Raw genomic sequence first — 13942 nt, 5'->3', positions numbered from 1 at the left:
CTGTACTCTTTTTTGCAATATAATGTAAAACTATTGTAATATACTAAAATTTGTTTCACAGACAATCTGTAGTAAACTGTGAATAGATTCTATTAAATAAGGAGCAATCATATGGCCAACGCCGTTTTTAAACTAACAGAAAAAGAAATTCAGCACTTACTTTCTAAAATCCAAGCTGATACTTCTAATCTACCCGCTGGCATGCGTGCCAGAACCAAATATAAAGGGACAACTATTAATATCTACAATTCTAAGAAAGTCATGTTCCAAGGCAATCAAGCAGAACAAGTTGCACAGCAGCTGCTCGGCACTTCTGCTTCTCCTGCCCCATCTAAAACTAAAAAAACAAAATCAGCTGATACATCAAAAGCTTTTCCGTTTAATCAATCCAATTGTATCGGCAGTGATGAAGCCGGCAGCGGCGATTACTTTGGACCGCTCACAGTTTGTGCAGCATATGTTTCGAAAAAGAACGCTGAAATTTTAAAAACATTAGGTGTCGATGACTCAAAAAAATTAACCGATGCGAAAATCGTTGAACTTGCAGAACAGCTTGTGACGTTTATACCGCATTCATTACTGACTATGAACAATGACAAATACAACCAGCAGCAGCAAAAAGGCTGGTCGCAAGTCAAAATGAAAGCTGTATTGCATAACCAAGCCATTCAAAATGTTGCAAATCGAATTGCACAGCAAGCCGAACCTTTAGATTACATAGTCATTGACCAATTCGCAGTACGCGGTGTCTACCAAAACTATGCACTCTCTCCAATGCCGTATCCTGACAAAACTTGTTTTGAAACAAAAGGCGAATCCAAATCATTAGCCATTGCTGCAGCAAGTATTATCTCCCGCTATGCATTCGTTAAATATATGGATCAAATGAGCAGAGATGTACATCAAACTGTGCCTAAAGGTGCCAGCAATAAAGTAGATTTATTTGCAGCACGTATCATTGACCAATACGGCATTCAAAAATTGGATAGCATGTCAAAAGCACACTTTAAAAACCGAGATAAAGCTTTAAATCTCTATAACAAAAAACATTAATATCATTTATCCATTAAAAATACCCTTTCCCCGCACAATTGTGAGGAAAGGGTAATTTTTTGACTGAATCTTAACGAATTGTTGCACCTTGTGCAGTTAATGCGTCCACAATTTGATTGTGTACTGCAGTCACTTGTTCGTCTGTTAAAGTATTGTCTTTATCTAAGTAAGCGATACGGATAGCAACTGATTTTTTGCCTTCTTCCATATGTTCACCTTCATAAACATCAAAGACATGTGCATCTTTAAAGATAGTGCCGCCGTTTGCTTTGATTGTTGAAAGCAATTCTGCAGCTGATACTGTTGTATCGACTTCTAATGCAATATCTCTTGTCACACCTGGATATTTCGGAATCGGTTGATAGTTGATATAGCCGACAGAAACATCCATGATTTTGTCGTAATTCAATTCAAAGACATACGTACGTTGTTTCAAGTCATTGTCTTCTGCAAGCTGCGGGTGAAGTTCCCCGATGAAACCAATGACTTCATTATTGAGCAATACTTGTGCTGTACGACCTGGATGCAAGCCGTCGATTTGAGTTGCTTGATATCCGAATTCGATATCTAATTTTTCTGCTACAGCATCTAAAATACCTTTCGCAAGATAGAAATCAGTGATTTCTTTTTTGCCTTGCCATTGGTTGCCGCTGTATTCGCCAGTCATAATACCGCTGAGGTATTCTACTTCATCCGGTAATTCTCCTTTGCCGTTGCCGAAGAAGACACGACCGATTTCGTATAAGAAGACATTATGATTTTTACGTGCCACGTTATAAGCTGTCGCATCAATCAAGTGCGGCAATAAACTTTGACGTAATACGGCATGTGCTTCACTCATCGGCATCAGTAATTCGATATTAGGACGATCGCTGAATGAGAATTCTTTCGCACGTGCTTTTGAGATTAAAGAGTAAGTAATGGCTTCGCTTAAGCCTGCTCCTTCAATCGCACGTTTCACAATACGTGTTTTCGCTTGTCTGTCTGTTAAATGTCCGCTTGTCACATCTTCAAAGACAGGTAATGTAGAAGGAATTTCATCATAACCGTAAATACGTGCTACTTCTTCGATTAAATCTTCTTTGATTTTAATATCTTTACGGCGTGATGGTACATAGACTGTTAAATTGCCGTTATCATTTTCAGTTTTGAAGCCTAATTGTTCAAAACATTTAACAATATCTTCAAGTGTCATTTCAGAACCGATAGTTTGATTGATTTTATCAACTGAAATTTGAATTGGTGTAATGAATTCGCCTAAGTCGCCTTGTGCAACACGATCAGCTAATACTTCACCGTTTGCATAGTGTTCTAGTAAGTAACATGCACGGTCGACAGCTTGATCTACAAATTCTGTCGCAATACCTTTTTCAAAACGGCTTGATGATTCACTGCGCAAGTTTAAACGACGTGATGTATGTCGGATACTTACTGGATCGAAGATTGCGCCTTCAACCACAACATTTTGTGTTTGATCTGAAACCTCAGAGAAGTCGCCACCCATAACACCGCCGAGTGCAATCGGTGCTTTGCCGTTAGTAATCACGATATCTGAAGTAAGTAATTTACGTTCTGTATCGTCTAATGTTGTCATTGTTTCGCCTTCTTGTGCTTGGCGTACAACAATTTCATCTGAACCGATTTGGTCTTGGTCGAACATGTGGAGCGGTTGACCATATTCAAGCAGTACGTAGTTTGAAATATCTACGACGTTGTTAAGCGGACGGATACCCGCTTTCATTAAACGTGCTTGCATCCACATCGGAGAAGGTGCAATCGTTACATTTTTAACCACACGCGCACTGTAATAAGGCACTTTGTCGCCATTTTCTACAGAAACTGATAATTCATCAGACGCAGAAGCATCTTTCGTATCAGGTTGTGTTTCTGGCAATGTTAATGGTGCACCGTATAGTGCTGATGTTTCATATGCCGCACCTACCATACTTAATGCATCGGCACGGTTAGGTGTTAAATCGAATTCCATCACTTGATCATCTAGATACAATGCTTCTAATGCATTTGTGCCTGGTTTTACTTCGCTTGGGAAATTGAAAATCCCCTCTTCAAACGCTTTTGGTACAACGTTGCCTGATACACCGATTTCTTGTAATGAACAAATCATACCTTCTGAAACTTCGCCGCGTAATTTGGCACGTTTGATTTTAATACCGCCAGGCAAACGACCGCCTACTGTCGCTACAATTACATATTGCCCTGCATCTACATTCGGTGCGCCGCAGACGATTTGTACCGGCTCATCTTCACCGATATCTACTTTACAGATGTTTAATTTATCCGCATTCGGATGTTGTGTTTTGCTTTCTACATAACCTACTACTAACTTTTTAATTTCAGCCGTATAATCAATGATGTCATCAACTTCAATGCCTGTACGTGTAATACGTTCAGCTAAAGGTTGAATCGGTTCGTTGACGGCGACTAATGACTCTAACCACTCTTTTGATACAAACATTATGCTTCACCTCTATCTTCAACAGCTTTAAATTGATCTAAGAATCGAACATCATTTGTGTAGAAATAACGAATATCTTCAATACCGTATTTCAACATTGCGATACGGTCTGGACCCATACCAAAAGCAAATCCAGTATATTTAGATGAATCAAATCCAGCCATTTCTAATACGTTCGGATGCACCATACCTGCACCTAAGATTTCAATCCAACCTGAGCCTTTACATACGTTGCAGCCTTTACCGCCGCATTTGAAACATGACACGTCTACTTCTACAGATGGTTCTGTGAATGGGAAGTAACTTGGTCGCAAACGAATTTCACGTGCATCACCGAATAATTTTTTCGCTACAAGTTCTAGTGTCCCTTTCAAGTCGCTCATTTTAATATTTTCCGCAACAACTAAGCCTTCAATTTGTGTAAATTGGTGACTGTGTGTCGCATCATCTGAATCTCGACGGTACACTTTACCAGGACAAATAATTTTAACTGGTCCTTGGCCGTTGCGTTTTTCTAATGTACGCGCTTGTACCGGAGACGTATGCGTACGCATTAATGTTTCTTCAGTGATATAGAATGTATCTTGCATATCACGTGCCGGATGTGATTTCGGCAAGTTCAATGCTTCGAAGTTGTAGTAATCTTTCTCTACTTCATAACCGTTCACAATTTCAAAGCCTAAACCTAAGAATAAATCTTCGATTTCTTGAATTGTACGTGTTAAAGGATGTGCTGCACCTTGTTTAACCTTGCGGCTCGGTAATGTCACATCGATTGTTTCTTCATTTAATTGTTGATTTAAGCGCTCTTGTTCAAGCACTTGTTTACGGTCTGCGATAGCTTGTTCAATTGCTTGACGCACTTCATTCACAGCTTGACCGAATTTCGGTTTTTCTTCATTTGATAAATCTTTCATTTGTTTCATTAAACCTGAAACAGAACCTTTTTTACCTAAGTACTTTACTTTAACATCTTGCAACGCTTTTTCATCTTCTGCTTTTGACACATCTGCCAAAGCTTCAGATTTCAGCTGATTCATTTCTTCAGTTTGAACCATGTCTGCCCCTCCTATTTTGTGTTGGCAATAAAAAAAGACTTCATCCCTCTCTTACGATATGGGACGAAATCTTCCGTGGTACCACCCAAATTTATGCATACGCATACACTTGTTTTATAATTTATAACGGTTATTAACCGACTTAAATCTCTTTAAGTTGCCAAAAAGGTGAAAAAAGCTATGGATTTCTGGAATGAGTTTCAGTCACGCTCATTCTCCCTATACAGTCATCGCTTAATAGCTTACGTCTTTTTATAGGCAAAGTATTTATTTATCTGTTCGTGTTATCCTATAACAATAAACATTGAATCACATCTAATTATAAGTAATCCTTACTAAAGGGTCAACCTTTTAATTTATAGATCAAAATACTGCCGGCAATCGCAACATTTAAACTTTCTGCCTCGCCATACATCGGTATTATCAGACGTTTTGTAGTATGTGCCAACAACTCTGGATCTACGCCTTGTCCTTCATTGCCTAGTAACAAAGCAAACTTCTCTTGAGCCGCTTCTTCATTAAAATTGACCGCATCTTCTAAAGCTGTACCGTATATCGGTCCTTCAAAACTTTCAATAAACTCAGGTAAAGCTTGTGTCACAATCGGCAAGTGGAACACACTGCCTTGACTTGAACGCAAGACTTTATCTTGATAGGCATCTGCAGTACCCGGTGATAAGACAATCAAATCTAAAGCTGCCGCATCTGCAGTACGGATTAATGTTCCTAAGTTGCCTGGATCTTGAATACGGTCCAGCAGCAATACTTGTTTGGCCTCTGAAACTTTAGAAGCAACATCCGGCTTTTCAATTACCGCAAAGATACCTTGCGGTGTCACTGTTCCGGATAATGTTTCTGCCACTTTGAAATTGATATGATAAGCTTCTTCTGCAGCATCAATCAGTGCTGTGTCAAAGCGCTCAGGTTCTACAACAAAAAGTTGTTTTATAGTTAAGCGGCTTTTCACTGCTTCTTCAATCAAATGTGTACCTTCAACCAGCAATAATCCGGTTTTGTCACGTTCTTTTTTCTTTTTTAACTTATTCACTTGTTTGACTTTAGCATTTTGTGCTGAAGTGATTTGTTCCATCATCGGTTCCCTCATTTGCGATTTTTCCTTATTCTATCATGGATATGTAAAAAAATAATAAAAAAGACCAACCGCAAGTACGATTGGTCACGTTAATCATCGATTATTTTGAAACGACTTCTTCACCATTGTAAGAACCACAGTTTTTACAAACGCGGTGAGATAATTTGTATTCACCACAGTTAGGGCATTCTGTCATACCTGGTACTGATAATTTGAAGTGAGTACGACGTTTATTTTTTCTAGTTTTAGATGTTCTTCTTTTTGGTACTGCCATGATTTAATCCTCCTTAAAATTCAAACACAAAAATCTTTGTTACTGTGTGATTAAGCTGTTAATTACAATACTATCTATTGTACACCAACTTCTATTGCTTTTCATCATAAAATTGTTGTAATTTTTGAAGCCTTGGATCGACTGTCTTAGAATCGTTTGCTTCTGCTTGTTCACTTTCTTCTAATTGGTCTTCGTCAATAACATCCCAACCGTGACCGCCTTGCAGCATATCGTCGATACTGCTGTCGTCTGCCACTGCTCGGATAGGCTTTTCTATGATGACAAGCTCTTCTGCGATATCACGTAAATCAATCATTCCGCTGACAGCTAAGTGATAATGTTCATTCTCATCATCTTCGCCGTCGCTGTATTCATGACCTTCTAAATCAAATATTTCTGTTGTCTCAATATCAATCGGAACCTTGACCGGTTCTAATGTACGTGCATCTTCCATAGTGTAAGCACCTGTGAGATGCATATCTGCGACAACTTCATTTGATTTGACATCAAGTTGACCCTTAACTCGGATTTCAGATAAATCTATAAGTCCTAGTTTATCAATTAAATGATTAAAATTTACTGTTTGATCAAATTCAAAAGGCTTACCTTGATATTTTCTTAATTGCGTTATTGACCATTTCATATGGCTTCACCTCTAACAAGCACAAAATTTATTTTAACTTTCTAGCGTTAAGTTGTCAAGATTTTTTCTTAACATCCTGACTTTTTGATACAATAATAATAATGAATTCTGAAAGGACGGATTGCAAATGAAATGCGCTGCACTCATTACAGAGTATAATCCCTTCCATAACGGGCATGCTTATCACGTTGAACAAGCACGTCAAATCGCAAATGCAGATGTCACTGTGGCAATTATGAGCGGACAATTTGTCATGCGGGGCCAACCTGCAATTTACAATAAATTTCTGCGTACGCAAATGGCCTTGTCTTCTTGCGACCTTGTCGTCGAATTACCTGCTTTTGCGGCACTTTCTGCAGGTGAATACTTTGCTGAAATGGGTGTGAAAGTTGCGGACTATCTGAATTGCGATGCCCTGGTCTTTGGAAGCGAATCCGGCAGCATCAAAGATTTCGAGCACATCGCCTTGCAACTCAACCATATCGAAGAACACCCTGAATTTCAAACAAAGCAGCGAGAAGGCAAAAGTTATCCTAGAATTATCAATGAATTGTTAGGAGAACCGCATTTGCTTCAGACACCTAATAATATCTTAGGTCTCTCATATGTACAAGCTATACACAATTTTGCACCGAATATGACGCCTTATACGATTAAAAGACATCAATCACAACACCATCATCCGACCATTTCGCATAGGCAATTTGCCAGCGGTACAGCCATCCGCAAATCGCTTGAAAATGAAGACCGGCAGTTCGAATCGGTTGTTCCGCCAGCTGTAAAACAGCTTTACAACAAACCGCACCTTACTGCTGAAGATTGCTTCCCTTATCTCAAATATGCAATTTTACGTGCTTCACCAGAAGAACTGCAACACATTCACACAGTCAGCGAAGGATTTGAACATCGTTTAAAAGCACAAATTCTGCATTCACAAAGCTTTGATCAGTTGATGTCTCAACTTAAGACCAAGCGCTATACTTATACCCGTATCCAGCGTATGTTAATGAACATCTTGTTAAACTTTAAACAAGCAGAAAAACAAGACAATGTATCAGCGGTCCGTATCTTAGGTATGAACGAAAAAGGTCAAGCTTATTTGAAATCGCTCAAGCAGCAATTTCCAGACAGACATTATATTACAAACGTCAATCAATCGACTGCCCCTTACTTCAAACATGAGATACAAGCAACTGAAATTTATAATTGGATGTCAGGAGAAACCCAAGATGATTTCAATACACCGGTAATTAGGGTACAGTCAGAATAAAGGAGGCAAAATCTATGCAAGTTTATTCAGAAACAACCGTTCAGCAGCATTATCCGATGGCACAAGCAATTGAAGATATTGAAAATGTCTTTCGTCATTTAGACGATATTCAAACTGCACAACGTACTGTCATTCCTACAGGCGATGGCGCAAAGTCTATGTTGTATATGCCTTGTGTGGATACTGCGCAGCAGCTCGGTACTATTAAGATCACTTCTATCACACCAGAGAATCCGCAGCATCATCTGCCGACAACACAAGCACAAATTGTGATTACTCAACTCCAAACCGGAGAACATACAGCAGTTATCGACGGCAGTTACTTAACACGTCTGCGTACAGGTGCATTAAGCGGTATCGCAACGAAATACATGAGCAGAGCAGATGCACATGTATTAGGGATGATCGGCACAGGCGGTATGGCGTACGAACAATTTCTCGGAAATATAGCCGTCCGCGATATCGATACTGTTGTATTGTACAATCGTACGACAAAAAAAGCTGAAGCGTTCAAAACACGCATCCTTAAAGATTATCCGGACTTAACCGTTAAAGTAGAAGAAAATGTGGCAGACCTAGTCAAACAAGCAGATATTTTAAATTGCCAAACCCCTTCTACAGCACCTGTGTTCAACGCTGATGATATTCAACCTGGCACACATATCAACGGTATCGGTTCTTACCAGCCGGCGATGAAGGAACTAGATAATCGCATTTTCCCGCAAGCAGAAAGTGTTGTTGTAGATGATTTAGAAGGTGTCAAAGATGAATCTGGAGAATTAATCGATGCAGATGCGAACGGTACGTTCACATTCGACCAAATCAGCGATGAATTGAAGACCCTCTCGCTAAATGGTCAATCGTATCGCAAAACAGACAAAGGCATTACTGTCTTTAAATGTGTCGGTGCTGCTTACTTTGATTTAGCTGTCGCAATCGGCGCATACAATCAATTAAAATAAAACAAAAAACACGTTTCAACTTCCCTTGTTACATACAAGAATAAAGTTGAAACGTGTTTTAATTATTTTCCGAACTTTTCTCTTAATGCTCTTTCAACCGGTGGCGGTACAAATTCAGAAATATCCGCTTTGTATTGCGCAACCTCTTTTACTACGCTCGAACTGATAAATGAATAATTAGTACTTGTCATCATGTAGAGCGTTTCTACATCACTGTTCAGCTTTTTATTCATAGATGTTAAACGTAATTCATATTCAAAGTCGCTGACTGCACGTAATCCACGAATGATTGTTTTCGCACCGATTTGGTCGCAAAAATCTACCAGCAACCCATTAAATTGGTGGACTTGAACATTCGGGATGTTCGCAACAGAAGCTTCAATCAAAGCGATGCGTTCTTCTACAGTAAATGTGCCTGATTTGTTACTATTCTTTAATACACAGATATGAATCTCATCAAAGCGTTGTGCAACACGTTCGATAATATCCACATGTCCATATGTAATTGGATCGAAACTACCTGGAATTACTGCTTTTGTTTCAGCCATCATGTTCTCCTTTTTCTAATAACATAGTATCTGTTAATCCATAATGATAACGTTTAATCAACTTGAAAGTATGAATATCAATGTTTTCTTTATGGTTGAACTCACACACGATGATACCACTTTTCTTCAATAAGTTAAACTCCGCGATTTTAACAAGTGCCTCATCAATCAACCCTTTTTCATAAGGCGGATCTAAAAAGATTAAATCAAATTGGATTTCGCGTTTCGCTAAAGCTTTCAATGCACGATCCGCATTGTTTTTATATACTTCTGATTGCTTCATTAAATCCAAGCTTTTCAAGTTGGATTTGATAACTTTGACAGCTTTGAAATTCTGGTCCACGAAAATCATTTTGTCTATACCGCGAGACAATGCCTCTATACCGAGTCCTCCGCTTCCCGCAAACAAATCTAAACCGATACCTCTTACTTCATGCAGACTATTAAAGATACTTTCTTTCACTTTATCCATTGTCGGACGTGTATTACGCCCTTCTAAACTTTCTAACGGCTTGCTTTTATGCAGTCCTGCAATCACTCTCATCTTACACTTCACTTCCTCTCTCGTTCTATAATATAATTTGGGTATTAAGGAGGATTTCCAAAATGAAACAATCTTTTATTGTACTCGGTGAAGGTCTCACCGATTTATTCGAGTTCAAAACATTAATCGAATACAATCATGCTCGTATTAACAGAATTGTATTCTTTAACAGCCCTCAATCAGAAAAAGGCTTGAGTTCAGCTGCAATCATCATGAATCCGACAGAAGGCAATTACTTCCAAGCCATGTACATTATGGTCAATGCTTTTGACTATCCTCACCCAAACGATAATAAAAAGTCTGAGATGATTCGAGGATTCGCCGAACAACATAACGTGCAATTAACAGAACTAGACGTTAAATCAACCGATGACTTTTATGATTTAGACCTCTACTTCAATTATCTCATCGGCGTACTGCGTCTCTATCGTTGGATTCCGCCGTTGCAATAACGTTTAATGACATGAAAGTTAGGATATAGTTGATGATACAGTAGTGGTGCTGCTAATTGATTTCGTATTTTTCTTTTTCATACGTTTTCTTTAAATATTTATAAGGAGAACCATCAATGTGACGCACATACTTTAATTTCATGAGTCGGTTTACAATACGATCTGCATCATTTTCATTAATATACATGACAACGTATTTACGTGTGCGGTTGCTATAGATAATGTGCCCGTATTTTCTAATATGACGTTCATGTTTCATGTGCTTAAGGTATATAATTAAACTGGTTCTAGGTATGATTTCTGTCATTTTGATCACTCCATTACTTTAATCTATAGTATCACGACTTGACCATTTTTGAAATAACGAACAAGCACTGATATCACTGAAATCTATCGTGATAGACAGAGGCTTGACGCTGTTTTCATAACAAATTAGGAGGCAAATTACATGGTAAAAATAAGTAGACTTATCAGAAACAGTGCAGCAGGTGCTGCCGGTATATTCAGCGGACTTATCTTATTCTCTAAATTTAAGGGTCAACCTGAATCTCATCCGATTCCGCCTTTCTTCACACGTAAATCCCATTACATTTTCGCACATCGCGGTGGAATGGCTTTACGTCCGGAACAAACGAAACTTGCATTTGATAACGCCAAAGACTATGAAGTCGACGGCTTTGAAACAGATGTCCGCGTGACAAGCGATGAAAAATTAATCGTCTTCCACGATGCGACAGTAGACCGTACAACCAACGGTTCAGGCAAAGTACGCGAACATCGTTTAGATGAATTGCAGCGCTTAGATGCAGGCTATCACTTTAAAGACATTAATAATGACACACCTTACCGCAATCATCCGGATGCAAAAATTTTAACCTTTGATGAACTCTTAGAACTTTATCCGGATATGTTGATTAATGTCGATTTAAAAGACAGTCCAAATTCATATGAAGGTACGATTGCTCCGGAATTATTATTTGAATCGATTGCACGTCACGATGCACAAGACCGTGTCTTAGTCACAAGTTTCTATCAAGACCAAATCGCCCGCTTCTCTGAATTCAGTTTAGGCACTGTCGCTGTGGGTGCTAGTCAAGAAGAAGTAACAGTCGGCTTAGCTAAATTCTTTACCGGACTCGGCAACATGTTCGAGGTACAAGCCAATACGTTCCAAATGCCTACAAGTTATAACGGCATTCCATTAACGTCTCAACGTTTAATTCAATGGTTGAATTCACGTAATATTGTACCCGGCTATTATGGTGTGAACAGTATTGATTTAATGAGTGACTTATTCAACAAAGGTACGCATACTATTGTGACCGATCGACCAGATTTAGCTTACCAATACCGTCAAAATCAATCGCAGCATTAATATATCTCATCACAAAATTATATAACTATAACGAAAAGCACACGCCCATTCATTTGAGCGTGTGCTTTCTATCTATCTTATAAAACTTTAGGCATGTACTTGGCATTGGCAGCTGCCGCCTGTACTGCAGCCGTGCATATCCGTTCTGAAGAAAGGATTACCGACTTCGATTTTAACGTTATCTGAAATAGAAGTTGCGATGATTGTAATCACTTCATCTATCAAATTTTGTAGTTCTACTTCCTTTTGTTTATATGCCATGACTGATGGCACCATTTCGTAATCACGCTTACTTTTTCTTGTTGCACGCGATACCGTTTGATAATCTGGATGATATTTGCCGAAACGCATGACTTCATCATATTGCACTTTGTTTTTCATAAACGTTTGATAATGTGCTTGTGCTGTTTCGTCTTCATTCATCTCTTGTCGTGCAAGACGATAAGCATGATAAATGTCAGACTGCAAAATCATATCGCTCACTGCATCTACATGATCTAAAACATCAATGACTTCAGTATTTATCATTCGTGTCACCTTCCATCATTCTTCAATAAAGATTAATGTATAATAACCATCCATGACGTCTCCACCCATTTCAGTATACTGTGTATTCAAGATTCTCGAACGATGTATATCTGAGTTCAGCCAACTGTGCAGCAAGGTCGGTACATCATTAAAATCATAGCCGACGTTTTGGCCAACAGATTTGAACTTGATATCTCTATCGTTTAATTGTTGTTTTAAAGCACCTTCTGTAAATTCAACGTTCTTATTATTGGTACTTTCATATAAGTTTACTGAAGCAATATGACTTAAATCATTATTAACTTTAAATGGTTTTAATCCTTTTAAGTGACGGATTTGGTTTGTCACTTCGTATAACGTCATCAATTGGTTTACGTTTTGTTCATACGGCACATTTTTATGTTTGTTTTCAATTGTCTTTTCATCTGAAGACTTTGTCATTTGATAAGGATTAAACATTACTAGCGCTTCTGCATCTAAGAAACGAACCCCTACGACTTTATTGGTTTGCTGATCAATGTATACTTGTGCGTAAGTATTGCCGTATTTTATCAGCATTTGTGTTTTCATATCTTCATCTGAAAGTTCTAAATCATATTGTTTACCATTGGCACTGACTGTAGGTTCAGGGTTGATGCTCGTATTTTCAAAAATACTAGACGCATCCTCTGAGATTTTAATCGGTTCGATATCTGCTTTCGTACCTGTCGCATAAACCGATTTAATAATATTGTTTTTAGTCGTCACAATATAATATTGGTTATTTTCTCTGAATACATAATTCTTATAGTCGTCATAATATGCATAAACGCGGTCAGCTTGACCGAATTTTTTAGTTAAACCGCTAATATCATTATTCACCCAAGTTCCTATACCTGATTTAGGCTTCGGATTCTCTGCTTGTTCTACTTTCTTTTGTGTTTGTTCAGTTTTCGTCGGCGTTTTCTTGTTCGGATTTTCTAACACATCAAATTTCAGCCGAGGCGAATAAAATAAATAGATAAGAAAAGTTATGAGGAGCAGCACTCCTACCACTTTAATAATTAAGTTCCTCATTCTCCGCCCACCTCAATGTTAAGTAATTATCATTGTACACGTTTCACACGTGCACTCGCAAGGATTGTATGCTAATTAAAAACATCGACTAACAACAAAACGTTATCAGTCGATGTTTAATGTTTAAAAGCCGAAAGTAGCTTTGAATAATGAAGTTGTTTCTCCGCCAGGATACATAACATATAACAAAATGTATACGATGATTCCTGTGAAAGCTGTAAAGATCCAAATAATTGCAGCCCAAGGCCCCACTTTTCTGTGGAGATTAAATTTATCTTTGAACGCTGTAATAATTTGGAATAATCCCATTAATCCGCCCACTGTTGATAATGCAATGTGGAAGATTAAGAAGAAATGATAGTAACCTTTCAACCATGCGGGACCACCGAAAGCGGTATTCCCGATAAAGAATGTTCTGCTCGCATAAATCACGAAGAATGTTAAAGCAAAGAAAGCAGCTGTTAACATAACTTTTTTATGCGCTTCAATTTTACGTTTTTTAATCAAGTACCACCCAACAATAACAAGCGCTGCACAAATCTGAATACAGCTGGTACTTATTGTCGGCAATATAGGTAGACTCATAAATCTCATCCTATCTTCAATTTAT

16 protein-coding genes are annotated in these 13942 nt (G+C 38.3%); 5 read left to right on the top strand and 11 right to left on the bottom strand.

Translation table 11 applies throughout. The annotated features are described in order from the left end of the window. Window positions 1-111 precede the first annotated feature (111 nt). A complete protein-coding gene (gene rnhC / locus C7N65_RS07420) occupies window positions 112-1053 on the top strand; it encodes a ribonuclease HIII (RefSeq protein WP_105993843.1) in 942 nt (313 codons plus the stop codon). Between the two features lie 70 nt (window positions 1054-1123). Here the strand turns inward: rnhC and pheT are convergent, their stop codons facing one another. From pheT to C7N65_RS07395, 5 genes are all read right to left on the bottom strand, one after another. Further along, the gene (gene pheT, locus C7N65_RS07415) at window positions 1124-3529 is read right to left on the bottom strand and encodes a phenylalanine--tRNA ligase subunit beta (protein ID WP_105993842.1); all 2406 of its coding nucleotides are present in this window, start codon (window positions 3527-3529) and stop codon (window positions 1124-1126) included. Beyond that, complete coding sequence (gene pheS / locus C7N65_RS07410; RefSeq protein ID WP_105993841.1) at window positions 3529-4587, bottom strand: phenylalanine--tRNA ligase subunit alpha; 1059 nt, start codon at window positions 4585-4587, stop codon at window positions 3529-3531. The genes pheT and pheS overlap by 1 nt, the downstream gene beginning before the upstream one ends. 343 nt (window positions 4588-4930) lie before the next feature. Next, entirely contained in the window at window positions 4931-5677 is a 747-nt protein-coding gene (locus C7N65_RS07405; protein WP_105993840.1) for a TrmH family RNA methyltransferase, read from the bottom strand. 103 nt (window positions 5678-5780) lie between these two features. After that, window positions 5781-5954, bottom strand: a complete 174-nt coding sequence (gene rpmF, locus C7N65_RS07400) for a 50S ribosomal protein L32 (RefSeq protein ID WP_002480558.1) — start codon at window positions 5952-5954, stop codon at window positions 5781-5783. Between the two features lie 91 nt (window positions 5955-6045). Next, the gene (locus tag C7N65_RS07395) at window positions 6046-6597 is read right to left on the bottom strand and encodes a YceD family protein (protein ID WP_105993839.1); all 552 of its coding nucleotides are present in this window, start codon (window positions 6595-6597) and stop codon (window positions 6046-6048) included. Between the two features lie 127 nt (window positions 6598-6724). Between C7N65_RS07395 and C7N65_RS07390 the strand changes: the two genes are divergently transcribed. Both C7N65_RS07390 and C7N65_RS07385 read left to right on the top strand, forming a co-directional pair. After that, window positions 6725-7867 (top strand): nucleotidyltransferase, encoded by a 1143-nt coding sequence (locus C7N65_RS07390; protein WP_105993838.1) that lies wholly within the window; start codon window positions 6725-6727, stop codon window positions 7865-7867. 14 nt (window positions 7868-7881) lie between these two features. Further along, entirely contained in the window at window positions 7882-8829 is a 948-nt protein-coding gene (locus C7N65_RS07385; RefSeq protein ID WP_105993837.1) for an ornithine cyclodeaminase family protein, read from the top strand. A gap of 62 nt (window positions 8830-8891) precedes the next feature. Here the strand turns inward: C7N65_RS07385 and coaD are convergent, their stop codons facing one another. Next, entirely contained in the window at window positions 8892-9377 is a 486-nt protein-coding gene (coaD, locus tag C7N65_RS07380) for a pantetheine-phosphate adenylyltransferase (RefSeq protein ID WP_105993836.1), read from the bottom strand. Beyond that, a complete protein-coding gene (rsmD, locus tag C7N65_RS07375; protein ID WP_105993835.1) occupies window positions 9370-9921 on the bottom strand; it encodes a 16S rRNA (guanine(966)-N(2))-methyltransferase RsmD in 552 nt (183 codons plus the stop codon). The genes coaD and rsmD overlap by 8 nt, the downstream gene beginning before the upstream one ends. A 62-nt stretch (window positions 9922-9983) precedes the next feature. Between rsmD and C7N65_RS07370 the strand changes: the two genes are divergently transcribed. Further along, window positions 9984-10373 (top strand): hypothetical protein, encoded by a 390-nt coding sequence (locus C7N65_RS07370; protein ID WP_105993834.1) that lies wholly within the window; start codon window positions 9984-9986, stop codon window positions 10371-10373. A 52-nt stretch (window positions 10374-10425) separates the two neighbouring features. Here the strand turns inward: C7N65_RS07370 and C7N65_RS07365 are convergent, their stop codons facing one another. After that, entirely contained in the window at window positions 10426-10680 is a 255-nt protein-coding gene (locus C7N65_RS07365; protein WP_105993833.1) for a DUF2129 domain-containing protein, read from the bottom strand. A gap of 141 nt (window positions 10681-10821) precedes the next feature. On the opposite strand from C7N65_RS07365, the gene C7N65_RS07360 reads away from it, so the two are divergent. Further along, window positions 10822-11748 (top strand): glycerophosphodiester phosphodiesterase, encoded by a 927-nt coding sequence (locus tag C7N65_RS07360; RefSeq protein ID WP_105993832.1) that lies wholly within the window; start codon window positions 10822-10824, stop codon window positions 11746-11748. Window positions 11749-11835: 87 nt separating this feature from the next. Here C7N65_RS07360 and C7N65_RS07355 read toward each other — a convergent pair whose 3' ends face one another. The 3 genes from C7N65_RS07355 to C7N65_RS07345 all read right to left on the bottom strand — a co-directional run bounded on the left by C7N65_RS07355 (window position 11836) and on the right by C7N65_RS07345 (window position 13917). Further along, the gene (locus C7N65_RS07355; RefSeq protein WP_105993831.1) at window positions 11836-12276 is read right to left on the bottom strand and encodes a YlbF family regulator; all 441 of its coding nucleotides are present in this window, start codon (window positions 12274-12276) and stop codon (window positions 11836-11838) included. A 15-nt stretch (window positions 12277-12291) separates the two neighbouring features. Continuing rightward, window positions 12292-13332 (bottom strand): CAP domain-containing protein, encoded by a 1041-nt coding sequence (locus tag C7N65_RS07350; protein ID WP_105993830.1) that lies wholly within the window; start codon window positions 13330-13332, stop codon window positions 12292-12294. Window positions 13333-13455: 123 nt separating this feature from the next. Beyond that, complete coding sequence (locus C7N65_RS07345; RefSeq protein ID WP_105993829.1) at window positions 13456-13917, bottom strand: DUF420 domain-containing protein; 462 nt, start codon at window positions 13915-13917, stop codon at window positions 13456-13458. Between the last annotated feature and the right edge of the window lie 25 nt (window positions 13918-13942).

The sequence above is a fragment of the Staphylococcus simulans genome (genome assembly GCF_002994445.1).
In the GTDB taxonomy this organism is placed as follows: domain Bacteria; phylum Bacillota; class Bacilli; order Staphylococcales; family Staphylococcaceae; genus Staphylococcus; species Staphylococcus simulans_B.
The sequence above is the reverse complement of the archived record's forward strand: the minus strand, read 5'-3'. Positions and strand labels throughout refer to the sequence as shown.

Bases quoted from the DNA above. Each gene is read 5' to 3' on its own strand.
- rnhC (WP_105993843.1), top strand. From the start codon at position 112: ATGGCCAACGCCGTTTTTAAACTAACAGAAAAAGAAATTCAGCACTTA.
- coaD (WP_105993836.1), bottom strand. From the start codon at position 9,377: ATGGCTGAAACAAAAGCAGTAATTCCAGGTAGTTTCGATCCAATTACA.
- C7N65_RS07385 (WP_105993837.1), top strand. From the start codon at position 7,882: ATGCAAGTTTATTCAGAAACAACCGTTCAGCAGCATTATCCGATGGCA.
- pheS (WP_105993841.1), bottom strand. From the start codon at position 4,587: ATGGTTCAAACTGAAGAAATGAATCAGCTGAAATCTGAAGCTTTGGCA.
- C7N65_RS07370 (WP_105993834.1), top strand. From the start codon at position 9,984: ATGAAACAATCTTTTATTGTACTCGGTGAAGGTCTCACCGATTTATTC.
- C7N65_RS07360 (WP_105993832.1), top strand. From the start codon at position 10,822: ATGGTAAAAATAAGTAGACTTATCAGAAACAGTGCAGCAGGTGCTGCC.
- C7N65_RS07395 (WP_105993839.1), bottom strand. From the start codon at position 6,597: ATGAAATGGTCAATAACGCAATTAAGAAAATATCAAGGTAAGCCTTTT.
- C7N65_RS07355 (WP_105993831.1), bottom strand. From the start codon at position 12,276: ATGATAAATACTGAAGTCATTGATGTTTTAGATCATGTAGATGCAGTG.
- C7N65_RS07405 (WP_105993840.1), bottom strand. From the start codon at position 5,677: ATGGAACAAATCACTTCAGCACAAAATGCTAAAGTCAAACAAGTGAAT.
- C7N65_RS07345 (WP_105993829.1), bottom strand. From the start codon at position 13,917: ATGAGTCTACCTATATTGCCGACAATAAGTACCAGCTGTATTCAGATT.
- pheT (WP_105993842.1), bottom strand. From the start codon at position 3,529: ATGTTTGTATCAAAAGAGTGGTTAGAGTCATTAGTCGCCGTCAACGAA.
- C7N65_RS07390 (WP_105993838.1), top strand. From the start codon at position 6,725: ATGAAATGCGCTGCACTCATTACAGAGTATAATCCCTTCCATAACGGG.
- C7N65_RS07350 (WP_105993830.1), bottom strand. From the start codon at position 13,332: ATGAGGAACTTAATTATTAAAGTGGTAGGAGTGCTGCTCCTCATAACT.
- rsmD (WP_105993835.1), bottom strand. From the start codon at position 9,921: ATGAGAGTGATTGCAGGACTGCATAAAAGCAAGCCGTTAGAAAGTTTA.
- rpmF (WP_002480558.1), bottom strand. From the start codon at position 5,954: ATGGCAGTACCAAAAAGAAGAACATCTAAAACTAGAAAAAATAAACGT.
- C7N65_RS07365 (WP_105993833.1), bottom strand. From the start codon at position 10,680: ATGACAGAAATCATACCTAGAACCAGTTTAATTATATACCTTAAGCAC.